We start from the raw sequence: 25,737 nt of genomic DNA on the forward strand, positions 1-25,737 counted from the left end.
TTATTATTTTTTCTGCTTCATTTCTATATAAATATTTATATGTATATTTTCCCTTACTTTTCTCATAAAATTTATTATCTATAAAAAGATTAACTGAATTTTTCATGTTAACCTTATTTATATTTAAATTTTCCATACTATAAGTCATAAATATAACTTCTATAAATAAATTATTTTTTAATTTTTCATCTAATAATTCATAAAGTTTAATAAACATTTTTTCATATATATATTCAAAATTTTCAACTATTATTATTGGTGCAATATTTAATCCTACTTCATATCCAGCTCTAAACATCTTATTTGCTGCTTCTATTCTTTCTTCTAAATTACATGTATTAAACTCAACCTTTCTTATTATCTCTTCTGGATTTACAGAAATTCTTATCTTTGTATTTCCATTATGGTTTATATTTAATAGGTCATCAACCATATTAAACTTTGTAGCAAAAGTTAGTTTTGCATTTTTTAGTAAACTAAATTCTTCAATAGCCCATTTTAAATTACCAGTAATAGAATTTTCTAAAATCATATCTGAATTACATCCTATTTCATAAACCGCATCTTTATTTATCTTATTTATATTTTTTATTATTTTATTCATCATATCATCTCTATTAACAAAAATTCTTAAATTTGAATTTAGTTTAAAATTATGTACAAGATAGCAATATAAGCATCTAGCAGAACATCCAGATGAAGTAAATGGAACTATGAAATCTGAACTTTTATTATCTTTTCTTAAAATAATACTTTTTCTAACTCCAATAGTTAAAGTTCTTTTTATATTATTAAACTCACTAATATCTTTATCTATATTAAGTTTATGATGAGCTTCTATTGATTCTTTTTCAATAAAACTATATTTTTTTAAAAGTTCTCTTCCTAACTCATATTTTTTTATAGACTCTTCATAAAATATTTTAGTTGGAATAAATTCCTTCATAATATCCTCTCCTAATTTAGAATTATATATCCTTATAATTTAGTATTTGTAATTAATACTTAATTTATATAATAAAAAAAACAGCCTAAAAAGACTGCTTTTTACTAATTTAAATTTGTATTAAATATTATAAAGTTTATAAACTTTACTCCTAAATCCAATATCTGTTTTTTATTTATATTAGAAAAATCATGTCCTCCATTATCAAGAGTTAATAATTCTACGTTATTTCCATCCTTTTTGCTTTTTTCATATAACTCTAAAGAATCTTTATATGGAACCATTTTGTCATTTGTTCCATGAATTATAAGCGTTGGTGGAAGATCAGGTTTTACATAATTTATAGGACTATATTCTTTCATATAATTTTCTATACTTTGTTTTCCTCTTAAGCTATTTTCTCTATTTTTTACAGCTGTCTCAAGCTGACCTGTTGCAATGCTCATATTTAAGCTATTTAAATTTGTAGGACCAAACAAATCTACAACCCATTTAACTTTTGATGAATAATTATCTAAAGCTTTATCATCTTTAAACTCATTATTTCCAGAATAAGCTGCCAAAAGTGATAAATGAGCTCCTGCTGAAGCACCAACTAATCCTATTTCATTTGTATTAAAATCATATTTATCTTTATTTTTATATACCCATCTTATTGCATCTTTAACATCAGATACTTGTTTATAAAAATCTATTTCATTTGTAGTAAGTCTATAATTTACACTTATTATTGCATATCCTTCATTTCTGAATACATTTAAAAGAGGTTCCATTAATTCTGGAATTTGACTATTACCATAAATCCAAGATCCACCGTGAACATAAAGTATAACAGGTGAACCACCTTTTAATTTCTTTTTAGCTTCATAAATATCTAAAGTTACAGCTTTTCCATTTGATTTTTTATATTCAATATCTTTATAATCCATATCTTTACTCATATTTAAATCTTTAGTTACTTCCACTGATTCTAAATTATTTTTTAAAGCAGAATATTCTTGTGCTGCATTTATATAAAATTTAATTTGACCTCTAAAATGATATAAAACTATTCCAATTGCTATTAATACTCCAAGTAAAATTATACCTATTATTTTTAAAACCTTTTTCATCAAACCTCTCCACTTATTTTTTCTTATTAATTATGCTCATTAATTAGTTATTTAATCAATAATATAATAAAATTATATCATATTATCAAATAAACTTTTTTTGTAAATATTACAAATTTATTATTTATTTTCTAGTAAAAAAACACCCTAAAGAACTTATTATTCTTTAGGATGTTTTTTAATTATTTCTCAGTTATGATGACTGTGATTATTTTCTTCTTGTTCTTATATAAAATTATTTAAATCACGTTTTAAATCATAAAATGGTTTTAAATTTTCTATATATAAATTGATTATTTCAATAGTTTCTTCTTTATTTAATTCTTCAAACTGTATACCAATAAATGTTTTATTTTTTCTTGCTAATTTACATTTTATATATAAATCATTTATTTTTATTTTTATTTTATCATTAGGATTTATATTTATGTAGTCTATCATTTTAAGGCCTAATCCTTTATCTGAAATATCGTGTACTTTAATATTATATTCTTTTTCATTAACATATAATTTAGTTATAAAATTATCTCTTATCTCTATTCTTTCACTGCTTCTAAACATAGGCTTTTGATAAGCTACTTTTATAGCAACAATAATACCAACTGCATTATATATACTCCAAATTATATTTAATATAACATAGCTCGGAAGAATTTTTCCAAATTTTATCAAATACCCACAAATAAACCAAGATACAACTGTTCCTATAAGTAAAATTATATGTGGTAATATAACTCTAAGCTGAAAATATGCTTTTTCATTTGTTATATCTTTTGATGTGACTTTAAATCCAACTGCTTTTAAAGAAAAAAGTTCTGAAAGAATTGATGCACTGATACTTGGTGCCATAACAGTTTCATAAAAATGTGACCATTTTAAATTTCTTGTTCCTGGTGATAATACTTTAAATACTATCATTTGCGATACTAAAAACGGAATATAATAAGGTAACAATTCCCATAAGCTTGCCCTTATTGATAATATACCAAATAAAAGATAAGCAATTGGCGCTATTATATAAATAATTTTCTGCAAACTTGAAAACCAATAAATAAGTCCATCTATATATGCAATTTTTTGACTTAATTTTAACCCCTTCATAAATAATGGATTATTCCTTTTAAAAACTTGAAGGTTTCCTCTAGCCCATCTCTTTCTTTGTTTTATAGTCTCTTCAAGAGTTGTTGCACTTAATCCTAATACTAATGGTTCATTTACTAATATAGAATTATATCCCTTAGATTGAAGCTTCATCCCAAGAGCCATATCTTCAGTTATAGAAAATGTAGGAAATCCTCCTACAGAATCTAAATGTTTTCTTCTAAATATTGCATTAGTTCCTACATGTAACACAGCATTTAATGAAGCTCTCGCTTCCTGAATATCTCTCATAAACATATCTTGCTCATTTGGAATATTAGTAATCATATTATATTGATACATATCAGCATTATAATAACTTTGAGGAACTTGTACAAATGCTAAATTATCATCATCTAAAAAGTATTGCATTGTCTCTTTTAAAAAATTATGTTTTGCAATCATATCTGCGTCTAATATTGAAACAAATTCACTTTTTATATATTTTAAAGCATTATTTATATTTCCAGCTTTTGCGCCTTCATTTGTATCTCTAGTTATATAATTTACAGAATACTCTTCACATAATTTTTTTACCTCATCTCGTCTACCATCATCACAAACATATACATTAAGCTTTTCTTTATTATAGTTAAGCTTTATTGCACCTATAATTGTTTTTTTTAATAAATCTACTGGTTCATTATAAGTACAAATTAATATATCTATAGATGGAACACATTTAGATGTAGGATTTATTAATACTTTCTTTTCTAATTTATATTTCCTTGTAGAAAAATATTCAAAATCAAAAAATTGTATAATTCCAATAAGTTCTGCTACCACTAAAAGAATCCCCATAACTAATGATAAACCAAAGGTAGGAATTACAGTAAATCTCCAGACAATGTATACTAAAGATGAAATTAATCCTAACAATATAATGATAAATCTTACTGATTTAAACTTTAAATATAGTAAATAAGCTATAAAAATTATTGATATTGAACTTATTAAATATATTTCCCCTATAGTAGTCATCCACTAATCTCCTTTTTATTTAACAATTATTAAGTAAATTATATCACCATATAAAGCCTTTATTTTTTTAACATTTAATGTATTTATTCATTTTTTTCTTATTGATAATATAAAAACTATTTATTTTTTTAATATTATTAAAATTTAATTAACAATGTATATTTTCTAGTCTTTAATTTTAAATTTTTTTATTTCTCTTTGTTAAACTATTAAATATATTACTCTTAATTACTAATATATTTTTTATATAAAAATTAGAACTCAAAATAATTATAATATTTTGAGTTCTTTACTTTAATATAAGTTATACACATCTATTCTAGTTTTCGGAATTCCCTCACTATCTAAATTAATATTTAAAATAATACAATGTCCATTACTATAAGTAATATAACTTGTTGAAGTATCTGAGATTTCCACATTATCAACTAATCTAACTATCTTATCCTCTTCTAATTTCCCAATCATATATTTTCTTTTTACTTTAAATACTATATATCCATCATAAAAGTTACTAAGATTGTCTATTCCATATCTATTCATATCGGTTGAACTATCCTTAAAAATAGTTTTTAATTCATTCTTTTCTATATTAAATCCAACTAATTTATAATTATTTCTAATATAAATATAATTATCTTTTACTCCTAATAACTTACCATTCTTTAGTCCATTTGAAACTTTATCTATTTTAATATTTTCATTTTCTTTATATAGTTTTATTATTTCTCCTTCATTAGTTATACTAAATATATAATTATCAAATTTAAATATATCGTTAATTAAATAATTTGAATAAGTGTCTTCTACATAAAACTTATTATTTTTTGAATCATATATACCTAACTTATTTTCATTATTATAATTCCCTAAAACAACTAAAAATTCTGTTTTATTAGAACACATAATATTTTTAATCTCTTTTATTATATACTCTGAATTTAAGTTATCTTTTAATTTACTAACTTCTTTTTCAATTTTTTCACTTAAATTTTTGTATTCTTCTTCATTTAATATGTTTTTTTCCTTCATAAAATCTTTATTTTCATAAAATTTAATTATCTCATTATTTGAAAAATCATATTTATCATTTTTAACTTCTTCTAAAGAATTATCTTTATTTAATTTTACATTTATCTCTTTAAAATTTAAGTCATCTTTTCTATCATAATTAATACCATAATATTTATTTCCTATTTTCACCGCACGACCATATGTATTTTCATCATTTAAAATAATTTCATCTTTAATATTCATATTTTTAGTAACCTCAAAAACTTTTTGAGTAAAATAAAGTTCGTTATCTATATAATTAACTTTTTTAATATCACTAAATTCATTTTCTTTATATGAATATACTAATTTTCCACTTGGATTTTTTGGAGAAAAATTTATATTTACAATACTTTTTAAAAAGTAATTTCCAATAAAAATAAATAAAATAACCCCAACTATCTTATAAATATTTTTTTTCATTAATATTCCCCTCTCTAAATAAATCCCCTTCTTTATTTAATAAATACCCTTATTAATTGGATTATATAATAAACAAAAATCATTTACAAATATTCACAAAATCCTTCTTAATAATTATAAAAAAAATAAAACATTATAGAATTTAAACCATAATGTTTTATTTTTAATTTTAAAATTTTTATTTTTTAATTCTGATTTTTTTATTATTTTTATTTTTTTTATTAGAAAAATTTCTAATAGTAATTCCTATTCCTGCTCCAATTACTACTCCCAATAGTAATGTTAATACAACAGGTACAAATTCAATAACAGCCTCCATAATCTCACCCTTACCCTTTTAAATCTTCTAAATATTATAAATATTGTTAATTTTATTATAAACTATAGATTATTTATTTAAAATAATCTATTAAACCTTTTTTATATAAATTTTATTATATTTACTATAAAAATAAGACGATAAATTATACCGTCTTATTTAAACTACTTATATATATTTTATTATTTAGAATATGTATTTATTCTATAATCTGTATTTATTCATCTTGAAACTTAAAAAGAAATTTAATATTAAAAATATCACTGTAATTATAACTTGAACCAACATAGAAAATTGCATATCAAAGACTATTCTAGAAATAAAACATCCTATTATAGTTAAGATTCCTAAAATAACATTTATAATACAATATCCCTTATATTGTTCCATTGTCATTGGTTTATATCTCACAATAATTCCTCCTAAAATTTACATATAAAATGTAATAATAGCTTTGAATAACTCTAATAAAATTCTATATATTAATAAATAATAATTTTCTATTTATTATAACATATTTATTCTAAAAATTGACTCTATTTATAAGTATTTTGAAATATTTATAGCACTAATAATTTCTTTTTTTTCTTCTTCAGTATAATTTAAATTTACTAATTTTATTTTTCTTAAAAGTTCAATAGAATTATCAAAAATTAAACCTTTGGAATTATCTATATTTACAATATTTTTTTCAAATATTAAATCATCATTATTAAAAAATACTAATCCAATTACATGACATCTTATATTATTCATTTTTAAATATCTATTAAATATATCAGCATGTTTTTGTACTTTCTTATATGGATTATATATATTTCTATAATAATTTAAACCTGCTATATTTCTCTCAACAATAAGATTATTATCACTTATACTTCCAATAATATTTCCCTTTACATTTTTAATTTCAATTATAAAAACTCCGTTATTTCCTACAATTATAGTTCCTAGTTTAGTTCTCTTCCCCTTTATTTCAATAACTATATCATTAAAAACATGATATCCATCATTCAATTGAGAAAATATATCTTTTTCATAATATTCTTTTTTAAAAGCAAACTTTTCTGTTTTTCTTCTCTGAAAATTAAGACCAATCACTAAAAAAATAAAACTACATATTGATAAAGGAATATATATTTCTAAAAATATTATAGTAACTACAAATAATATAAAATTTTTAAAATATACTCCTTTTAAGTCTTTTTCTAAAGTAACCTCTCTCTTCTCTATTATAGCCATATAGCTTCTCCTTTTATTTCTTAAACACTCTTGTTTTAAAAGTATTCCCATAGAAAAATAAAAGTATTCTAATTAGCTATGTATATATTAGTTATAACTATGTTCTTGTGCGTCTTTCTCTGTTGGATAAAGAGTTGCACTTTTCTGTGCTGGAGTTTGATTATTTTGATTTATATTCTTAGTTTTTTTAACAATTATAATTTTAGCAGATATTAATAATATAAGAGCTACTATTATTAACATAAATTTTTTATCAATTTTCATGTCATTCTTTCCTTTGTTTTTTATATTATTTTATCACAAAAAATTAAAACCTTATTAGTAATTTCTAATAAGGCTCTAATTTTATCTTTTTTCTATTAATTTATATAAATTATCTTCTAGTAAAACGCCTTCTTTAGTATCATAATTAAAATTACTGCTATATTTTATAGTTTCATATAAAAAGTCCATTGCAATTTTTACGCTTTCATAAATGCTTTTTCCTTTTAAAACTTCTCCAGAAACTATTGATGTAAATATATCTCCTGTTCCTGGATAAGATTTTTCTACCTTATCTGAATAAGCTGTATAGAGTTTTCCTTCCTCAAATATACAAACTCCAACTTTATCTTTTTTAGTAGTAACTGATGTTATTATAATATTCTTTGCTCCAAGTTCTCTTAAATCTATACAAATATCTCTAATTAAATCATCATTCATATTTTTAGCCAAACTTACATCTCTGCCTGTTAAATACAATGCCTCTGTAAGATTTGGAGTTATAAGAAAACAGCCTTTAATTAAATCTCTCATATTTTGAACATGTTCTTCTGAAAACCCTTTATATAATTTATTGTTATCTCCTAAAATAGGGTCTAACACTATTTTTTCTTTTTCAAAATTTTTTCTTATATAATTTTTTATAAACTCTAAATTTTTAATATCTCCTAAATATCCTATAAGCGCCAAATCCATATTTATCTCATTATGTTCTATGCTATTTATACTTTTTTCTATAAATGAACCTATTTCAACTTTTTCTATTTCTTTAAATCCTCCAGTATGGCTTGAAAGAATAGTTGATGGAATTGGACATCCTTCTACTCCTAAAATACTAAGAACTGGAAGTATATTAGTTAAGGATGCCTTTCCTACTGCACAAAGGCTATGTATTATAAGTGCTCTTTTAACTGGTTTTTTCAAAATTTATCACTCCTTTTTACATATATTTAATTATATCATTTTATATAAAAAGGCACTTTAAAATTAAAGTGCCTTTTATTTTAATTATAAGTTGATATTGCTGCTCCAATAACTAAACATGTTATATAAACTAATACATCTAAAAATATATGAGTTTTTATAAATAACCCAATTATACAATAAATAACTAATATTAAACAAAAAAACTTAAATTTATTATAAAATTTTTTAGCTATCTGTTTTCTTTCTTCTTTACTCATACTTTTTACATTCTCATAAGTATACTTATTTATCCAATACAATCTTTCCTTTTTATAAATTATATTAGATATTATTAATAGCGAATTTGTAATTATCAAAAACATTATTTTTATAGCTATATATTCTTCTATTTCTAAATTTCTTATTATAAATATAGCTCCTATAGCCACTATAAAAGTTAAAACTAATATTAGTATAAAACTTTTATATGTTTTTTCTTCATAATACATATTCTCCCCCATAATTTTCATTATTAATTATAATATTTTCAAATTTTAATTTTGTTATCTAGCCCTTTTATGTATTTATTTTACTATAACTTTTTTATAATTACAGTTAAGAAATTTTAATATAAAAAACTTTTTCCTAAAATAAAAAAAAAAGACAGATTTTAAAATCTGCCTTTTTAACTTTATTTTATTCCATCATTTTTGAAATTTTATTACTTAGAAGAAGTAATACTCCTCCTAAAACTATACATACTATTGAAATCATTAAGAATATATCTTTTGCTCCAAATGATTCTAAGTTAGATGCTATAAATCCACCTAATATATTAGCAACTCCTGTACTTGCAAGCCAAATTCCCATTAAAAGTGATGCAAGTTTTGCTGGAGCTATTTTTGTTACCATTGATAACCCAATTGGTGAAAGACAAAGTTCTCCAGTAGTATTAAAGAAATAAGTTATTACAAGCCACCACATACTAGCTTTAGCTACTGGATTTTCTGTATTTCCAACTGAAATTGTAGCAAATACCATTACTAAGAATCCAATACCTAATACTATCATACCTATTGCCATTTTTACTGGAACTTTTAAATCACCTTTTTCTCTATTTGCAAGCTTAAACCAAATTTTCGCAAATATTGGTGAAAGTATAAGTACAAATACTGGGTTAAGTGATTGTAACCATGAAACTGGAATTGTCATTCCTAATACATTTCTATTAGTTAATTTTTCAGCAAACATTGTAAGTGAACTTCCTGCTTGTTCAAATCCAGCCCAGAAGAATATAACAAATGCTGCAAGTATAAATATTGAAATTGTTCTTCTTTTCTCTTGTTTTGTTAAAGGTTTCTTCTCTACTACTTTTTCTTTCTTTTCTACTTTTTTATTTTCTATATGTCCTAAATATTTAGGTGAGAAAATTACAAAGATAATTTGTCCAAGTATCATTCCTATAGCAGCAGCTAAGAATCCATATTTAAATCCATATTGAACTATTGCTCCATTTACTTTCTCTGCAAAAATATTTTCAGCTAATAATCCACAAATAATTGGAGCTATTAAAGAACCTACATTGATACCCATATAGAATATTGTAAAAGCTGAATCTTTTCTTTTATCTCCTTCAGGATAAAGTTGTCCAACAACTGTTGATATATTTGGTTTAAAGAATCCATTTCCTATTATTAAAAGTGCTAGACCTAAGAATAATCCAATGTGTCCAGGAATTCCAAATAAAACTAAATTTCCAACAACCATTATTGCTCCACCGACTACTATAGCTAGCTTTTGCCCTAAAAATCTATCTGCTAAGAATCCTCCAATTATTGGAGTAAAATATGTGAATCCTGTATATAATCCATATATCATAGCTCCTGTGCTGACAGAAAACCCAAGTCCACCTTGCACAAAGCTAGTTGTCAAATATAAAATCAATAAAGATCTCATTCCATAATAACTAAATCTTTCCCACATTTCTGTAAAAAATAAAAGATATAGCCCCGGCGGATGTTTCATTTTTGTATTATTTCTAATAACATCTGTTTTTTCCATGTATACTCCCCCTAAAATTCTTTCGTCATTTGTTCATTTTATTTAACATTTTTAAATTTTTCTCTGTTTTTGTTTAATACTTTAATAAAATTATAACATAGTTCAAAAATTTATTCAAATTACCCTAAAAAAATTATGCATTTTGAAATTTAGCCAACCTTTTATTCACAATTCAATATTATATTTTGTTTTTTATACAATTTTTTTAACAATATCTTTCAATCATTTTAATTTTCAGAATATTCTTTATTTTAGATTTTAGTTTTATTAATTAAAATATATTTTTTTGATATACTTTATCTGAGGTGTTTTTTATGAAAAATATAAAAATTTATTTTACTTCTGATACACATGGATTCATATATCCAACTGATTATAAAGATAACAATTTAAAAAATATTGGATTATTAAACATAATAAATGAATTTAAAAAAGATCCTAACACATTAATAATAGATGGTGGTGATACTATACAAGGTTCACCTTTTATAACATTTTTATCTAATAAAAAATTTAAAGATCATCCTTTAAGCTTAGTTATGAATATTGGTAAATATGATTTTATTACCCTTGGAAACCACGATTTTAATTATGGTTATTCTTATTTAGAAAAATATTTAAATGGATTAAATTGTGAATGTATATGTTCTAATGTTTTAGATAAACAAGACAAACTTCCTATAAAACCTTATTCAATAAAAACTTTAGAAAATGGTTTAAAGGTAGGTTTAATAGGTTTAACTACAGAATTTATTCCAATTTGGGAAAATCCTCAGAATCTTATAAATATAGATATATTAAACTCTTTTGAAACTTGCAAAAAATATCATGATTTATTAAAAGATAAAGTTGATTTATTAATACTTGTCTATCATGGTGGATTTGAAAATGATATAGATACAGGAAAATCATTAAGTAAAACAACTGAAAATATAGCCTATAAAATATGCAAAGAGCTTAAATTTGATCTTATTTTAACAGGACATCAACACATGGAAATTGAAAATAAAGAACTTTTTAATACTCATATAGTTCAACCTTCAAATAATGCTAAAAAATACGCTCTTATTAATGTAGATATAGCTAAAAATAAAAAATATATAACTTCAAAGCTAATAACTCCTAAAATTAATCCTAATAATGAATGTTTAGAAAAACTTCTTCCATTAGAAAAAGATGTTCAAATATGGCTTGATACGCCAGTTGGATTTTTAGATATTCCACTTATCCCAAAATCTCATTTAGAAATGGCTATAGAAGGAAGTTATTTAGCTAACTTTGTAAATGATGTACAATTGGAGATTTCAAAAGCAGATATATCTTGTACGTCTTTTGCAAACTCAATTAAAGGATTTAATAAAGAAGTTACTATTAGAGATATAGTTTCTACATATATTTATCCTAATACTCTTGTAGTTTTAGAAGTTACAGGAGAAATATTAAAAAAAGCTCTTATCAGATCTTCTGAGTATTTTAAATTAGAAAATGGAAATATATCTATTTCTGAAAATTTTCTAAAACCAAAAGTTGCACATTACAATTATGATTATTTTTCAAATATAGAATATACTTTTGATTTAAATAAAACAGGTGCTGAAAGAGTTTCTTCATTTAAATATAAAGAAAAAGAAATTAAAAATACAGATACATTTTCTTTAGTTATGAATAATTATAGAGCTAGCGGAGTTTCTGGATATAAATTTTTTAAAGAATGTAAAGTTTTAAAAGAAATCCAAATTGAAATGCCCGAAATACTTATAGCTTATTTTAGAAAATATAAAAATGTAAAAGTAAATAAGAAAAAATGGATAAAAATCAAATATTAATTGTATAACATTTTAAAACTTGTCAATACTCTTTAATGAGAACAGCATTAAGGAGTTGATTTTTTGAATAAAGTTATATTAACAGGTCGTTTAACAAATGATTTAGAATTAAAATACTCTAAAGAAAAAGGTACCCCTTATACAAAAGGTACATTAGCAGTAAATGATAGAATCAAAGATACAACTTACTTTATTCCTTTTGTTATTTTCAACAAAAATGCAGAAGCTATATGTGAATTCACTAAAAAAGGAAGTAACATAGGTATATTTGGAAAACTTGAACGTAACCCATATGTAAATGAACAAAAAAATATTACAGAATATAACACAACTGTTCTCGCAGAAGGCTTTGAATTTATTAATTCTTCAAGAAGAAAAAATAATGATGAAGTCATATTAAAACGTGATGAAGATTTAGAACTTATTTCAAGTGATAATCTACCATTTTAATATTGCTATATTTGACTGAACCCCCCATAGTTATATCCCCTTATAACATATCCATTCAGTCAATTATATAAAAAGGAATTGTCTTTATCTTAAAAGACAATTCCTTTCTTTATTATTCTTTATTATTTTTTTCCTTAATTAACTCTTCTAATATATCAAGTTTTATATTAATTTCTTGAAAATGTAAACTCATTTTATCTTGTATTTTTCTTTGTCTTTCAGGAATAAGATAACATATATTATATAAAATCCATCCTATAAAAGCTAAACCTACTAAATATCCTAATATTCCTCCAATATACACTATTAATCACTCCTCTTATAAATTCATCTTTGCTCAATAAATATATTTTAACATTTATTATATTATTTAAACAATTATATCCAAAATATTTTAACAAATAAAATATGTAATTATTACCCTTTTAAACTTTTATCTGCTCAAATAAAAAAAGATAGACTTTTGTCTATCCTTAAAGCTTTATACTAAATTTAATGTTCTTATTAAACATATCTACTATATTTAATAATGCTTTATTTTCTTCAATACTTTTTATCATAATGTTTTTTGATATATCATACTTATTAAAAATATCTTTAGCATTATTATAATTATTAAATACCTTCCAATACCCACACATTAAACATTTTTTATCTGAACATTCCATAAAGTCTATAACATCTTCTATAGGAATTCCTAAAAATACTCCTAATTCATGTGGACAATGATATTTTTCATATCTATAAACTAAAATATCTAAATTTTCCTCTAAAGTTAACGTTAAATCATATCCTAATTTATTAAGAAATTCCCTATTATCTTTTTTATTTATACAGTTTAATAAATTTTCTTCATTATATATTAAAATTATTTCTGCTTTTGTCCCTTTTCTAAGTACAATCTCTTTTAACTTTAATATTTCTAAAAATTCTTTTTTATAGTTACTCCATATAGAATACTCTTTTTTATCATAAGAAAGAGTTATTGTTGAGGATGGTTTTAACCCACCTATCACTGGTGATAATGTAAACAACAAATATTTTTCTAAGCTCTCTTTTGTATCCATCCCACCTATTTTTTTATAAAAATCTAATATTTTTTTACTCATCAATAACTCCTCCTAACAATTTATTTAACTACACTTTTTCCTATTTCAATTAACTTTTCTCTTTCTTCTCCCTCTGGAAACTCATTTGTTATAACTCCATTTTTAACTAAATTAGCTCCATAACCTTCCATTCTTTCTTCCCAAAGTTCCATCCATTCTCCAGTTCCCCAGCCATAAGAACCAAAAAGAATCATATCTTTTCCACTAACTACTTCTTTTATTTCTTCAACAAAAGGTTCCATTTCCATTTCTTCTATAACTTCTGATCCCATTGCTGGTGAACCAAGCATTACTAAATCACAATTTGTTATATCTTCTTTTGAACTTTCTCCTACAGTTTTTATTGTTAATTCTGCTCCTGCTTCTTTTACTCCTTTAGCTAAAAGATTTGCCATTTCTTCTGTATTACCTGTTCCTGTCCAATAAATTATATTTACTTTCATAATTCCATCTCCTTATTGATACTGATTATCATTTATATTTATAATATATTATTTTTCTTTTCTGCTGTCAATATTTTTTTATTCTTAATTTTTAAATAAAAAAATAAGAGTTATTTAAGGCTTATCTTCCTTAAATAACTCTTATCTTCATTTTAAACTCTTTGAAAATAAAATTATGTACATAGCTATTGGTAAAATTCTCATTATTTTGCTACATTAAAATTTTTTGAATTTTCCAAGTTAATTTCTTTTGTTACTGCTTCAATAGTTTTTTTGGAGCTTACGCTATTATTGTTTTGATATGCTTTATATTTATCATCATTGATTGTTTTATAAGTAATACTTCCTACAACTATAAATAAAATTAAAATTATTAATACTATTAACTTTTTACTCACAGCCACTGCCCCCAATCAATTACTATTTTATGACTTTCAACCTTTTATTTCAACTTTTATTCTTTTTATTAACTAAATATTAATAAAAAACCTTAGTTTATTTACATAAACCAAGGTTTTTTTTAGAATTAATATTTTAATTAATATTTATAATTTTTATGAATTATTTATTAAAAATGTACTATACCATGCTATTCTACATATATAATTATATATTTCCTCTCTCTTATTTAACATAAATGAAATTTTAGTATTTTTATTCCTCTTTCAATCTTTCAACTACAGATTCTTTATCTTTCATTCCTTTTAATAATCTTCTAGGTAGTACCATAGTTAAAAGAATTATTATAAAAATTACTATTAAAACTGAAATCAAATATGCTAATAAATTAAATCCTCCATAAATAGGAATAAATTTAGGTGCTATTAATGAAGCTATTAATCCCAAAGGAATTATAAGAATAAGACTAAATAGTACATAATATGCTCCTTCATATGTTAAGAGCTTCTTTTGATTTTTAAATTCCATTCCAATTGCTTCAAGCATAGCAAATTCTCTTTTTCTAGTTAATAAATCACTTGTTATTATATTTATTATATTAAGTATGGCTATTACACCAAATATTAAAGCCCCTATTGAAACTCCACTTATTATACCTGCTTTTAATGAACTTATTCCATCTTTAAAGCTTTCTTTACTTTTTATATTTAAATCTGGGCTATTTAATATGCTTTTCACTTCTTCTTCAACACTTCTTATTTTAGTTTTATCTGTAAATATATCTATACTTGATATTACAGCTTTATCTTTAAAAATTTCTTTTACTCTTTCTTTTTCTAAAGTTAATATTCCAAAATTAGTTTTTATATAATTTTCATCATAATCTTTTATTATTGTCATTATTTCAAATTCTTCTTTTTTATTATTAATTTCAATAGTTATTTTATCTCCTGCTTTTAATCCATTAGTAACCTCTGACATTCCTCTATTTAATATAAGGTATTGTCCACTTTTAAATTTTTCTTTATCAAATTTACCATCTACTATTTTTACTCTTTTAATTTGTTTTTCTATTTCTTCTTCATTAAATCCTTTAACTGAAGCTTGTATAGCTTTATTCTGAATATCTTTTCTCATATCATATGATTCTGTATAATTTTCAAATTCCTTTATTGCTTCTTCTGATAATTTTAAAGTAGGATAAGTACTAAAAGGTATCCCTGGTTTCATTTCAGTTCCTTCATATACACTTTCAACTTTTTTAACTCCATTTAAATTTTCTATCTCTTTTATTTTTTCCTCATCAATTCCACTTTCTAAAGTAGATGAATCAGCACTTACACTTACGTCCCCAATATTATATCTTTTGCTATGCTCATCAACATCTAACCCCAGTCCTGAAACTAAAGCAAAAATAAATAATGTTGAACTTAATGCTATTGAAACAATAGACAATGCTACCTTTTTTTTATTTTTAACTATGTTAGCATATGCCATATTTTTTATTTTTCCACCTTTAATTCCTTTTCTAGTTTTCTTTTTATTATTAAAAGATATTATATCTGTTGAATTATACTTTAATGCTTCTATTGGAGATATTTCTGAAGCTAATTTAACTGGTTTTTTAATACTCCTATAAAGAGTTAAATAAGTAAATAAAATTGCTATAATAGATGGAATTAAGTAATTATTTAAATTTATATATTCACCTATTATTGTTTCTTTTAATATCATATTTCCAATTAATCTTCCTAACACAAGTCCTAATATCACTCCTATAGGAATACCAATTAAAGAAATCTTTATAACTATAAAACTTATAATTTTTTCTATTTGCTTTTTTGTGCAACCTATAGTTTTTAATTGTCCATAAAATCTAATATCTTTAACTATAGAAATGTAAAAAATATTATAAATTATAAGGTATCCACTAAACATCACTATAAAAATTAAAAATGCAAAACTATACATTTCTACTATTGAAAAACTTCTAGCTTTATCAACTTTTATTAATGCTTTACTTCCTTCATAAAAAACCACTCCTATATAACTTACAATAGAAAGTAAAAGACTTGTTAATGTTATAGACACCACAGTATATAAATTTCTTTTTTTATCACTATTCATTATTTTTTTAGTTAATACTTTAATTCCATTATTATTATTTAAAAGCATTTTAATTTCCTCCAACTATTTTTCCATCTTCAATTCTTATAACTCTATCTGCCATTTGAGCAATCTTTTCATTGTGAGTAATCATTATTATAGTTTGAGAAAATTTCTTACTAGTTAATTTTAAAAGTCCTAAAACTTCATTTTCTGTCTTGCTATCTAAATTTCCTGTTGGTTCATCAGCAAGAATTATAGAAGGCTTTGATGCTAAAGCTCTTCCTATAGCAACTCTCTGTCTTTGTCCCCCTGAAAGACTATCAGGTAATCTATCTTTCTTATCTTTAAGCCCTAATGTCTCTAAAATTAAGTTTATATAATTTTCATCTATTTTTTCCCCATCTAATTCTAAAGGTAAAACTATATTTTCATATATATTCAATATTTGAATTAGATTATAGCTTTGAAAAATAAATCCAATATTTCTTCTTCTAAAAATAGTTTTTTTGTTATCTTACATTTTAGAAATATTTTTTCCTTCTATTATAACTTCTCCTGATGTTTCTTTATCTAATCCTCCTATAAGATTTAAAAGAGTACTTTTTCCTGAACCTGAAGTTCCTACTATTGCTAAAAATTCTCCTTTATTAACTTCTAAGTTTACATTATCTAAAGCTTTTACTAAACTTTCATCTTTTCCATAATATTTTTTTAACCCATTTACTTTTAATATCATTTTAACAACTCCTCATAAATTCTTTCTATACTTTAATTTTACAGTCCTTTTTTATAAAAGGACTCACAGAACTGTTATATTCATCTCTTTTTTTATCACAGTTTTGTTATATTTAAAGAATTTAAAAGGAAAATTGAAAAAGTAGAACCTTTTCCTTTTACTGATTGGACTTTTATAAATCCATCACATCTTTCTATAATTTCTCTTGAAAGATACAATCCAATTCCAACTCCGCTTATGTCATAAACTTCTGCTTCTCTATAAAATCTTTTAAAAATATTATTTATATTTTTTGATTCTATTCCTCTCCCTTCATCTTTTATCATTATCTCAGTAAATATCTCATTTTTTATAACTTTAATTTCTATACTTTTATTATTTTCACTATATTTTATTCCATTGTCTAATATATTAAAAATCCCCTCTACAAGCCATTTATTATCACCATAAACCCTTATATTTTCACTACATTCTAAATTTATATTTATCTTTTTTGACTTTCTAAAGCTATCTACATCTTTTAAAGCTTTTTCTAATATCTCTTTTAAATTAACCTCTTCTTTTTTTATTTCTATAATTCCATTTTCAAGTCTTGATGACTTTACAAGTGAATCCATAAGCCAATCTAATTTTTCAATATTATCAATAGCTCGTCTTAAAAATTCATCTCTCTTATCTTTTTCTAAATCTCTATAAAGAACTGTTTCTGTATAAAGTTTCATATTAGCTAATGGAGTTTTTATTTGATGAGATATATCCCCTATTAGTTTCTGTACATTGTCTCTTTCTTTTTTTATTTCATCATTTTTCAAATTTACTGAATCTTGTAATAACTTAATTTTACTTTCTAATTTAGATAGAACAGTTTCTTCATTTAAATTAAAATCAACATATTCTTCTTCTAGTACTTTATCTAAAACAAATCCCATTCTATCAGTAAATAAACATATTTCTTTTCTTATTTTAATATAAAAAATAATATTAAAACCTATTAATATAATCCCTATAATAAAGATAATAGATTCTCTACTCATCCTCTTCACCAATCCATACATATCCAACTTTATATACAGTTTTTATATGCTTAGGATTCTTTTTATCCTTTTCTATTTTTCCTCTTAATCTATTTATATTAACTGTTAATGTATGTTCTTCTACAAATCCTAAATCATCATTCCATAACTCTTTTAAAAGTTCATCTCTTTTTAAATTTTTCTTTTCAGATTCCATAAATTTCTTCATTATCTTAAATTCAATTTGTGAAAGAGGTATTTCAATATCTTCTTTATAAAATGAAAGATTTCTTAAATCTAATGAAAATTTTCCACTCCTTAATATTTCATCCTTTTTATCTTCTACTCTTCTTCTCAAAATTGCTTTTATTCTTTCAACTAAAAGCATTATACTAAAAGGCTTAGTTATATAATCATCTCCACCAATTTTAAATCCTATAACTTGGTCAACTTCTAAATTATTTGCAGTTAAAAATATTATTGGAACATTACTTTTCTCTCTAATTTTTTTACAAAAATCAAATCCATTTCCATCAGGCAGATTTACATCTAAAATTATTAAATCTATATTTTCTTTATTTAATATTTCTTCTCCAGCTTTTAAATTAAAACTTTGAAAAACTTTAAAGTTTTCTAATTCTAAATTAAAGCATATCCCATTATTTATTCCTTTATCATCTTCAATTATTAATATTTTTCTCATACCCATTTCTCCCTTTATTAAACCTTAATTTCTCTATTCGCCATAATTATAATTTTCCCTTTTTCAACAAATAAAAAAGACTTTTTCTTTTTCTGAAAAAGTCTTTTTATTATTTTAAATTTTATCCTATTTATTTTTTACAATCAGCTTTATTTTCTTTTAAAAGGTCTGCAATTGCAGCTATACTTCCTAATGATGAAACAGTTTCTGTTGGTAAAATAAGCTTATTAGCTGGTCCATTAGCCATTTCTTTTAAAGCTTCAACTTGTTTTAATGCAATTACTCTTTCATCTGTTCCAGATTCTATAATAGCTTGGTTTACTTTTCTTATAGCTTCTGATTCTGCTTCTGCTATTGCTTCAATTGCTTTTGCTTTACCTTCTGCTTCTAAAAGTTGTGATTCTCTTAAACCTTCTGCTCTTCTAATTTGAGCTTCTTTTTGAGCTTCAGCTTCTAAGATTCTAGCTCTCTTTTCCCCTTCTGCTTTTTCAATTTGAGATTGTCTTTGTCCTTCAGCTTGAAGAATCATAGCTCTCTTATCTCTTTCTGCTTTCATTTGTTTTTCCATTGATTGTTGAATTTCTGCTGGTGGAATTATATTTTTAATTTCTACAGAAAGTATTTTTATTCCGTATGCATCTGTTATTTCATCTATTATTGTTAAAAGATCTTGATTTATTTTATCTCTTCCTGAAAGAACTTCATCTAAAGTCATATTACCAATTAAATTTCTTATATTTGTTGTAGCTGAATATACTATACCTGCTTTAAAATCTTCTATATTATATACTGCATCTTTTGCATTTAATAATTTATAGAATATAACATTATCTACTGAAATCTTAACATTATCTTTTGTAATAACAGTTTGTGGTTGTACATCTAAAATTTGTTGTTTTGTAGAAACTTTTTTTCTAACAAAATCTGCAAAAGGTATTGTAAAATGCCATCCTGGTTCTAAAACTCTATGAAATTGTCCAAATCTTTCTACTACATAAAGATAACCTGTATTTACTATTTTTATTGATGATAATATTGCTACTAAAATAATAAGAGCAATAACTATTGGTACTATCAATCCTAACATTAATATTCACTCCCCTAAAATATTATTTTTTCTTAATTTCTAATTTACTTCCTTTTATACCTGTTACTATAAATTCTTCACCTTTGTTTATCTTTTCCCCAGTATTTATTCCTATCCAATAAATACCAGAAATTTTTATACGCCCTTCTGAATTTTTATTTATTTCTTCTTTTGCAAAGTATGTTTTGCCTATATAGTTTTCTTCCATGGTTTTAAAAGGTATTGTACTTTCTTTTATTTTTCTTTTTACAATTGGATAACAGATTATTGCTAATACTGCACTGACTATAAAGAATACTAACACTTGTACCCCTAAGCTCATTCCAAGTAAATTACAAATTAATGCTGCTAAAGCTCCTGCTGCAAACCAACAGAATAAAAATGCGCTTGTAAAGATGTCTATTGCAAGTGCGATTACTCCAATAATTATCCAAATTATCATCTTTTAACTCTCCTTTCTCTTTATATTTTTCTTAATTTCATTATATTCCTTTATTTGTTATTTATCAATTTATTAAAAACCCCCTTAAATAATATTAGATACCATTTAAAATAATTCCCCTTACCAAATCTTCTCTTTTCATTGATTTTCTAATATTTTCATTTTATTATTGTTATATATAATGGGAATACTAAATAAAAAGTATATCTTGATTTAGGAGATGATTTTAAAAATGGATTTTATAAAAGTTAGTTCAGCATGCCCTAAAACTAGAGTTTGCGACATAGATTATAATCTTACTAATATATTAAGCTGTATTAACGATGCTGTTAATAATAATTCTAAATTTATAGTTTTTCCTGAGCTTTGTATTACATCTTATACTTGTGCTGACCTTTTTCTTCAAAGCACACTTATAAATAAAGCTTATTCTGGAATAGAAAATTTATTAGAAAAAACTAAGGATTTAGATATTTTAATTGCAGTTGGAGCACCTCTTTTAGAAGGTAATGCCTTATATAATTGTGCTTACGTTTTATTTAAGGGAAAAGTTTTAGGTATTATGCCAAAATCATATTTACCTAATTACAGTGAATTCTATGAAAAACGTTGGTTTACTGAAGGATTAAACATTATTGATAAAATAATAGATTTACCTTTCCAAGAAAATGTTCCTTTCGGAACAAATCTTATTTTTTCATCTGGAAATGCTAAATTTTCTTTTGAAATATGTGAAGATCTTTGGGTGACTATTCCTCCAAGTTCATATCTTTCTCTTATGGGAGCTAATATAATAGGAAATTTATCTGCATCTAATGAATTAGTATCTAAAAGTAATTACAGAAAAAATTTAATTTCTAATCAAAGTGCTAGATGTATGTCCTCTTATATTTATTCTTCTGCTGGAGTACATGAATCTACAACTGATGTTCTTTTTAGTGGGCATTTACTTATTTCAGAAAATGGTTCTATTTTAAAAGAGAATAAAAGATTTAATCGTGAAAATGAAGTTATTTATTCTATTATAGATCTTTTTAGATTAAATTCTGAAAGAATGAAAAATCTTAGCTTTAGAGATGCTATAAAATCTCTTAAAGTAAAACCTAATATAATTAAATTTAAGTTTGATAATACAGAAATTAAAAACTTTGATAGATATATAGATAAACATCCTTTTGTTCCTTCAAACATTCGTGAGAGAAATGAAAGATGTATGGAAATATTTAATATACAAGCATCAAGTTTAGCAAAAAGATTAGAACATACTGGACTTAATAAAGCAGTAGTTGGAATTTCTGGTGGACTTGATTCAACCTTAGCTCTTCTTGTTATATGTAAAACATTTAAACTTTTAGGATATCCTATGAAAAATATAATTACTATAACAATGCCAGGTTTTGGAACAACAGATAGAACTTATACTAATGCACTTACTCTTTGTAAAGAACTTGGTTGTGATTTAAGAGAAATAAATATAGTTGAAGCTGCATTACTACATTTTAAAGATATTGGTCATGATAAAGATATTCATGATGTTACTTATGAAAATGTTCAAGCAAGGGAAAGAACTCAAATTCTTATGGATTTAGCTAATAAAGAAGGTGGACTTTTAATTGGAACTGGAGACCTTTCAGAACTTGCTCTTGGATGGTGTACATATAATGGAGATCATATGTCTATGTATTCTGTTAACCCATCAATCCCCAAAACTCTTGTTAGATATCTTGTTAGATATGTAGCTGAAAATGAATCTACAGAAAAAGTATCTGAAACTTTACTAGATATTTTAGATACACCAGTAAGTCCAGAGCTATTGCCTTCTGATTCAAAAGGTAATATAGTTCAAAAAACAGAAGATATAGTTGGTCCTTATGAACTTCATGATTTCTTCTTATATCACTTTATGAAAAATGGTTCTTCAAAAGAAAGAATACTTTTCCTAGCTAAAGAAGCTTTTAAAGATGACTATGACCAAGAGACTATTTTAAAATGGTTAGATAAATTTATTTGGAGATTCTTCTCTCAACAATTTAAAAGAAGTGCTCTTCCTGATGGACCTAAAGTTGGTTCAATCTCTCTTAGTCCTAGAGGAGATTTAAAAATGCCATCAGATGCATCACCAAATTCTTTTTTATAAATAAAAATAAATAATTTATTTAATTAAAATAAAAAAAGCTATTTCAATTTATATATATGAAATAGCTTTTTAATTTATCTTACTTCATTTAATTTTTCTTCTACTAATCTTATAAGTTCTTTTTTATCTTCTTTATTATTAACTACATCCATTTTATCCATATCAATTATTAAAACTTCTGATGCATTATAACAATTCATAACCCAATCATCATAATCTTTCCATAAAAACTCATAGTATTCTTTTAAATCTTCATTTAATTCAAATTCTCTTCCTCTAAGTTTTATTCTATTTAAAACTGTTTGGAAAGATCCTTTTAAATATATCATTATATCTGGTGCCTTTTTAGGAAGTTCTTTTAATTCTTCCATCATATTATTTAATAGGTCTTCATAAATTTTCATTTCCAATTCAGATATTCTGTTAAGCTCCATATTTTTCTTTGCAAAATACCAATCTTCATATATAGATCTATCTAAAACATTATTATTTTCAACTAAGGCTTCTTTTATACTTTTAAATCTAGTATTTAAAAAATATAATTGTAATAAAAATGGGTATCTATTTTTTTGTATCTCTTCTTCTGTTTCAGAATAAAACAAAGGTAATATAGGATTATCATCTACACTTTCATAGAATACATCTGAATTAAAATGTTCTCCTAAAATCTTTGCTACTGAACTTTTTCCAAGACCAATCATACCGCCAACAACGATCACCATACCTCACCTGTCCTTTTCATACAAAATTGTCTTCTATAAGAATACAAATTTTAATCTTTTTCGTCAACTAATATAATTTATTTTTATTTGTAATAAAATTTAAATCTTCTTCTTAACTATGTATTTTTAAGGCTTTTAATGTTTTGGAAAATTTTATTTTCATTTGCTTCCTTTACAATCTACACTTATATAAGATATACTTAATAAGTTGAGAAAAAAAAGATTAATAATTTTGATATTAATAATTTTATATAAAATACATATAAACGAAGGGAAATTTACATGGAAAATTTAAAATTTGAAAATTTAGGCCTTAAACAATCATTATTGCAAGCTATTAATGATTTAGGATATGAAGAGCCATCACAAATCCAAGCTAAATCAATACCATTAGCTTCTGAAGGTTTTGATCTTATAGGTCAAGCGCAAACTGGTACTGGTAAAACAGCAGCATTTGGATTATCTATATTAAACAACTTAGAAAAAACTAATGGAATCGCATCTATAATTCTTACACCAACAAGAGAACTTGCTATACAAGTTTTTGAAGAACTAAAAAAACTTTCTAAATATGAAAAAGTTAATGTTCTTCCTGTATATGGTGGAGATTCAATCCAAAAACAAATAAGAGCTCTTAAGAGCCATGTTGATATAGTAGTAGGAACACCTGGTAGAGTTCTTGATCTTATAAAAAGACGTGTACTTCATCTTGATAAAGTACAATTTTTAGTATTAGATGAAGCTGATGAAATGTTAAATATGGGATTCATTGATGATATTGAAAGTGTTATAAAGGAACTTCCTGAGGAAAGACAAACACTTCTTTTCTCTGCTACAATGCCACCACAAATAAAGAAGCTTGCTAATAAATACATGAAAAAAGATTCAAAACATGTTGAAATAAAGAAAGTTGCTATGACAGTTTCAAAAATAAAGCAAGTTGCTTTCTTTGTAAATCATAAAAATAAATTTGAAGCACTTTGTAGAGTTTTAGATTTTGATTCACCAGAAATAGCAATCATATTCTGTAAAACTAAAAGAGGTGTTGATGAATTAGTTCAAAACATGCAAGAAAAAAATTATGTTGTTGAAGGTATGCATGGAGATATGTCACAAATGCATAGAACTAAAACATTAAAGAGATTTAAAGAAGGTGCATTAAACTTCTTAGTTGCAACTGATGTTGCTGCTAGAGGAATTGATGTAGATGGTGTTACACACGTTATAAACTATGACCTTACTCAAGATGTTGAATCATATGTTCATAGAATTGGTAGAACAGGTAGAGCTAACAGAGAAGGAACTGCTTACTCATTTGTTACTCCAAGAGAAAATTCAATGCTTAGAGATATAAAAAGAGTTACTAAAGCTGAAATAATAAAAGGTGAATTACCAACTGTTAAAGAAATCCTTAATAAAAAGCTTGATAATAAGTTCTTCCAAATCCAAGAAACATTAAACAAAAAGGATTATAAAAAATACTTACCACTTGCTATAAATATTTTAGATAATTTTGAACCAGTTGAAGCAATTTCTGCTTTATTAAAAATGGAATTTGATAAAGAAATGTCATTTGAATATACTAATGATTCATTAAAATCAGCTTCTGCTGAAGATGGTGATGTAAGATTATTCTTCTCAATAGGTAAGAGAGATAACCTTACTAAAAAGCTACTAATAAACTTTATAGCTGATAGAGCTAGAGTTAAAGGATCTAAAGTTAATAAAATAGATATACTTGAAAACTTCTCATTTGTATCTGTTGAAAAAGACATTCATAAAAAAGTTATTGATAAATGTTCTGGTATCAAATTAAATGGTAGAAGAGTTAATATAGAAGTAGCTACAAAAAAAAGAAAATAATTTTTAAAAAGAGTTGTTATTTTTAGCAGCTCTTTTTGTTTTGCATAAATTAAAAGGAGTATTACTAATTCAAGTAAATACTCCTTTTAATACTTCTCTTCTTTCATTATTATATCCTTTATGCTTCTGGGTTTAATTTATCTAGTAGTGCTTTTAATTGTTGAAAATTTAAATCTGAAAGTTCAGCTCTTTTTTTATTAGATACTTTAACTATCTTATTTATTATTATTTCTCTGTGATCTGTCATTTTTTTC

At 23.9% G+C, this 25,737-nt stretch carries 26 protein-coding genes and 1 pseudogene; 4 read left to right on the forward strand and 23 right to left on the reverse strand.

The window, feature by feature from the left end:
- From CLTHE_RS13515 to CLTHE_RS13555, 11 genes are all read right to left on the reverse strand, one after another.
- A partial coding sequence (locus CLTHE_RS13515; RefSeq protein WP_080023918.1) for an SPL family radical SAM protein occupies positions 1-946 on the reverse strand: 946 nt, incomplete at its 3' end.
- Positions 947-1,050: 104 nt separating this feature from the next.
- Positions 1,051-2,058 carry an alpha/beta hydrolase gene (locus CLTHE_RS13520; protein WP_080023919.1) on the reverse strand — a complete coding sequence of 336 codons (1,008 nt, stop codon included), beginning with the start codon at positions 2,056-2,058 and terminating at the stop codon, positions 1,051-1,053.
- Positions 2,059-2,283: 225 nt separating this feature from the next.
- Positions 2,284-4,179: a glycosyltransferase family 2 protein gene (locus CLTHE_RS13525; RefSeq protein ID WP_080023920.1), complete on the reverse strand. Its 1,896-nt coding sequence runs from the start codon at positions 4,177-4,179 to the stop codon at positions 2,284-2,286.
- Between the two features lie 294 nt (positions 4,180-4,473).
- Positions 4,474-5,655, reverse strand: coding sequence for a hypothetical protein (locus CLTHE_RS13530; RefSeq protein WP_080023921.1), 1,182 nt, complete (start codon positions 5,653-5,655; stop codon positions 4,474-4,476).
- Between the two features lie 178 nt (positions 5,656-5,833).
- Positions 5,834-5,974: a hypothetical protein gene (locus tag CLTHE_RS16800; RefSeq protein WP_158082740.1), complete on the reverse strand. Its 141-nt coding sequence runs from the start codon at positions 5,972-5,974 to the stop codon at positions 5,834-5,836.
- Positions 5,975-6,178: 204 nt separating this feature from the next.
- Positions 6,179-6,385 (reverse strand): hypothetical protein, encoded by a 207-nt coding sequence (locus CLTHE_RS13535; RefSeq protein WP_080023922.1) that lies wholly within the window; start codon positions 6,383-6,385, stop codon positions 6,179-6,181.
- A 129-nt stretch (positions 6,386-6,514) separates the two neighbouring features.
- Positions 6,515-7,216: a nuclease-related domain-containing protein gene (locus CLTHE_RS13540; RefSeq protein WP_158082741.1), complete on the reverse strand. Its 702-nt coding sequence runs from the start codon at positions 7,214-7,216 to the stop codon at positions 6,515-6,517.
- A gap of 87 nt (positions 7,217-7,303) precedes the next feature.
- Positions 7,304-7,480, reverse strand: coding sequence for a hypothetical protein (locus CLTHE_RS16805; RefSeq protein WP_158082742.1), 177 nt, complete (start codon positions 7,478-7,480; stop codon positions 7,304-7,306).
- An 81-nt stretch (positions 7,481-7,561) separates the two neighbouring features.
- Positions 7,562-8,401: a pyridoxamine kinase gene (locus CLTHE_RS13545; RefSeq protein WP_158082743.1), complete on the reverse strand. Its 840-nt coding sequence runs from the start codon at positions 8,399-8,401 to the stop codon at positions 7,562-7,564.
- Positions 8,402-8,481: 80 nt separating this feature from the next.
- The gene (locus CLTHE_RS13550) at positions 8,482-8,892 is read right to left on the reverse strand and encodes a hypothetical protein (RefSeq protein WP_080023925.1); all 411 of its coding nucleotides are present in this window, start codon (positions 8,890-8,892) and stop codon (positions 8,482-8,484) included.
- A 187-nt stretch (positions 8,893-9,079) separates the two neighbouring features.
- Positions 9,080-10,444, reverse strand: coding sequence for a peptide MFS transporter (locus tag CLTHE_RS13555; protein ID WP_002598153.1), 1,365 nt, complete (start codon positions 10,442-10,444; stop codon positions 9,080-9,082).
- Positions 10,445-10,758: 314 nt separating this feature from the next.
- Between CLTHE_RS13555 and CLTHE_RS13560 the strand changes: the two genes are divergently transcribed.
- Positions 10,759-12,270 carry a bifunctional metallophosphatase/5'-nucleotidase gene (locus CLTHE_RS13560; RefSeq protein WP_080023926.1) on the forward strand — a complete coding sequence of 504 codons (1,512 nt, stop codon included), beginning with the start codon at positions 10,759-10,761 and terminating at the stop codon, positions 12,268-12,270.
- 63 nt (positions 12,271-12,333) lie between these two features.
- Positions 12,334-12,720 (forward strand): single-stranded DNA-binding protein, encoded by a 387-nt coding sequence (locus CLTHE_RS13565; protein ID WP_002598154.1) that lies wholly within the window; start codon positions 12,334-12,336, stop codon positions 12,718-12,720.
- A gap of 112 nt (positions 12,721-12,832) precedes the next feature.
- Here the strand turns inward: CLTHE_RS13565 and CLTHE_RS13570 are convergent, their stop codons facing one another.
- The 10 genes and pseudogenes from CLTHE_RS13570 to CLTHE_RS13615 all read right to left on the reverse strand — a co-directional run bounded on the left by CLTHE_RS13570 (position 12,833) and on the right by CLTHE_RS13615 (position 20,761).
- Positions 12,833-13,024 (reverse strand): hypothetical protein, encoded by a 192-nt coding sequence (locus tag CLTHE_RS13570; protein ID WP_080023927.1) that lies wholly within the window; start codon positions 13,022-13,024, stop codon positions 12,833-12,835.
- Between the two features lie 169 nt (positions 13,025-13,193).
- Positions 13,194-13,829 carry a DUF3793 family protein gene (locus CLTHE_RS13575; RefSeq protein ID WP_080023928.1) on the reverse strand — a complete coding sequence of 212 codons (636 nt, stop codon included), beginning with the start codon at positions 13,827-13,829 and terminating at the stop codon, positions 13,194-13,196.
- A 20-nt stretch (positions 13,830-13,849) separates the two neighbouring features.
- Positions 13,850-14,275, reverse strand: a complete 426-nt coding sequence (locus tag CLTHE_RS13580) for a flavodoxin (protein WP_040413654.1) — start codon at positions 14,273-14,275, stop codon at positions 13,850-13,852.
- A 200-nt stretch (positions 14,276-14,475) separates the two neighbouring features.
- On the reverse strand, positions 14,476-14,670 hold the full coding sequence (locus CLTHE_RS13585; protein ID WP_002598158.1) for a hypothetical protein: 195 nt from the start codon (positions 14,668-14,670) through the stop codon (positions 14,476-14,478).
- Between the two features lie 256 nt (positions 14,671-14,926).
- A complete protein-coding gene (locus CLTHE_RS13590; RefSeq protein ID WP_080023929.1) occupies positions 14,927-16,846 on the reverse strand; it encodes an ABC transporter permease in 1,920 nt (639 codons plus the stop codon).
- A gap of 1 nt (position 16,847) precedes the next feature.
- A pseudogene (locus CLTHE_RS13595) lies at positions 16,848-17,516 on the reverse strand (ABC transporter ATP-binding protein).
- 95 nt (positions 17,517-17,611) lie between these two features.
- The gene (locus tag CLTHE_RS13600; RefSeq protein ID WP_158082744.1) at positions 17,612-18,550 is read right to left on the reverse strand and encodes a sensor histidine kinase; all 939 of its coding nucleotides are present in this window, start codon (positions 18,548-18,550) and stop codon (positions 17,612-17,614) included.
- A complete protein-coding gene (locus tag CLTHE_RS13605) occupies positions 18,543-19,232 on the reverse strand; it encodes a response regulator transcription factor (protein WP_080023931.1) in 690 nt (229 codons plus the stop codon). Before CLTHE_RS13605 ends, CLTHE_RS13600 begins: the two co-directional genes overlap by 8 nt.
- Before the next feature lie 130 nt (positions 19,233-19,362).
- Positions 19,363-20,319, reverse strand: coding sequence for an SPFH domain-containing protein (locus tag CLTHE_RS13610; protein WP_080023932.1), 957 nt, complete (start codon positions 20,317-20,319; stop codon positions 19,363-19,365).
- A gap of 22 nt (positions 20,320-20,341) precedes the next feature.
- On the reverse strand, positions 20,342-20,761 hold the full coding sequence (locus tag CLTHE_RS13615) for an NfeD family protein (protein ID WP_080023933.1): 420 nt from the start codon (positions 20,759-20,761) through the stop codon (positions 20,342-20,344).
- Positions 20,762-20,993: 232 nt separating this feature from the next.
- Between CLTHE_RS13615 and CLTHE_RS13620 the strand changes: the two genes are divergently transcribed.
- Entirely contained in the window at positions 20,994-22,898 is a 1,905-nt protein-coding gene (locus CLTHE_RS13620) for an NAD(+) synthase (protein ID WP_080023934.1), read from the forward strand.
- Positions 22,899-22,972: 74 nt separating this feature from the next.
- On the opposite strand, the gene CLTHE_RS13625 is transcribed toward CLTHE_RS13620, so the two are convergent.
- Positions 22,973-23,620 carry a deoxynucleoside kinase gene (locus CLTHE_RS13625; protein WP_080023935.1) on the reverse strand — a complete coding sequence of 216 codons (648 nt, stop codon included), beginning with the start codon at positions 23,618-23,620 and terminating at the stop codon, positions 22,973-22,975.
- Positions 23,621-23,902: 282 nt separating this feature from the next.
- Here CLTHE_RS13625 and CLTHE_RS13630 point away from each other — a divergent pair, with 282 nt between their 5' ends.
- Entirely contained in the window at positions 23,903-25,483 is a 1,581-nt protein-coding gene (locus CLTHE_RS13630) for a DEAD/DEAH box helicase (RefSeq protein WP_080023936.1), read from the forward strand.
- 118 nt (positions 25,484-25,601) lie between these two features.
- Here the strand turns inward: CLTHE_RS13630 and CLTHE_RS17160 are convergent, their stop codons facing one another.
- On the reverse strand, positions 25,602-25,730 hold the full coding sequence (locus CLTHE_RS17160) for a hypothetical protein (RefSeq protein WP_002598169.1): 129 nt from the start codon (positions 25,728-25,730) through the stop codon (positions 25,602-25,604).
- Positions 25,731-25,737 lie beyond the last annotated feature (7 nt).

Origin of the sequence: Clostridium thermobutyricum DSM 4928 (genome assembly GCF_002050515.1) — a bacterium.
In the GTDB taxonomy this organism is placed as follows: domain Bacteria; phylum Bacillota; class Clostridia; order Clostridiales; family Clostridiaceae; genus Clostridium; species Clostridium thermobutyricum.

Coding starts and splice junctions, on each gene's coding strand:
- CLTHE_RS13520 (WP_080023919.1), bottom strand. CDS start 2,058: ATGAAAAAGGTTTTAAAAATAATAGGTATAATTTTACTTGGAGTATTA.
- CLTHE_RS13525 (WP_080023920.1), bottom strand. CDS start 4,179: ATGACTACTATAGGGGAAATATATTTAATAAGTTCAATATCAATAATT.
- CLTHE_RS13530 (WP_080023921.1), bottom strand. CDS start 5,655: ATGAAAAAAAATATTTATAAGATAGTTGGGGTTATTTTATTTATTTTT.
- CLTHE_RS16800 (WP_158082740.1), bottom strand. CDS start 5,974: ATGGAGGCTGTTATTGAATTTGTACCTGTTGTATTAACATTACTATTG.
- CLTHE_RS13540 (WP_158082741.1), bottom strand. CDS start 7,216: ATGGCTATAATAGAGAAGAGAGAGGTTACTTTAGAAAAAGACTTAAAA.
- CLTHE_RS16805 (WP_158082742.1), bottom strand. CDS start 7,480: ATGAAAATTGATAAAAAATTTATGTTAATAATAGTAGCTCTTATATTA.
- CLTHE_RS13550 (WP_080023925.1), bottom strand. CDS start 8,892: ATGTATTATGAAGAAAAAACATATAAAAGTTTTATACTAATATTAGTT.
- CLTHE_RS13555 (WP_002598153.1), bottom strand. CDS start 10,444: ATGGAAAAAACAGATGTTATTAGAAATAATACAAAAATGAAACATCCG.
- CLTHE_RS13560 (WP_080023926.1), top strand. CDS start 10,759: ATGAAAAATATAAAAATTTATTTTACTTCTGATACACATGGATTCATA.
- CLTHE_RS13575 (WP_080023928.1), bottom strand. CDS start 13,829: ATGAGTAAAAAAATATTAGATTTTTATAAAAAAATAGGTGGGATGGAT.
- CLTHE_RS13590 (WP_080023929.1), bottom strand. CDS start 16,846: ATGCTTTTAAATAATAATAATGGAATTAAAGTATTAACTAAAAAAATA.
- CLTHE_RS13600 (WP_158082744.1), bottom strand. CDS start 18,550: ATGAGTAGAGAATCTATTATCTTTATTATAGGGATTATATTAATAGGT.
- CLTHE_RS13605 (WP_080023931.1), bottom strand. CDS start 19,232: ATGAGAAAAATATTAATAATTGAAGATGATAAAGGAATAAATAATGGG.
- CLTHE_RS13610 (WP_080023932.1), bottom strand. CDS start 20,319: ATGTTAGGATTGATAGTACCAATAGTTATTGCTCTTATTATTTTAGTA.
- CLTHE_RS13615 (WP_080023933.1), bottom strand. CDS start 20,761: ATGATAATTTGGATAATTATTGGAGTAATCGCACTTGCAATAGACATC.
- CLTHE_RS13620 (WP_080023934.1), top strand. CDS start 20,994: ATGGATTTTATAAAAGTTAGTTCAGCATGCCCTAAAACTAGAGTTTGC.
- CLTHE_RS13625 (WP_080023935.1), bottom strand. CDS start 23,620: ATGGTGATCGTTGTTGGCGGTATGATTGGTCTTGGAAAAAGTTCAGTA.
- CLTHE_RS13630 (WP_080023936.1), top strand. CDS start 23,903: ATGGAAAATTTAAAATTTGAAAATTTAGGCCTTAAACAATCATTATTG.
- CLTHE_RS17160 (WP_002598169.1), bottom strand. CDS start 25,730: ATGACAGATCACAGAGAAATAATAATAAATAAGATAGTTAAAGTATCT.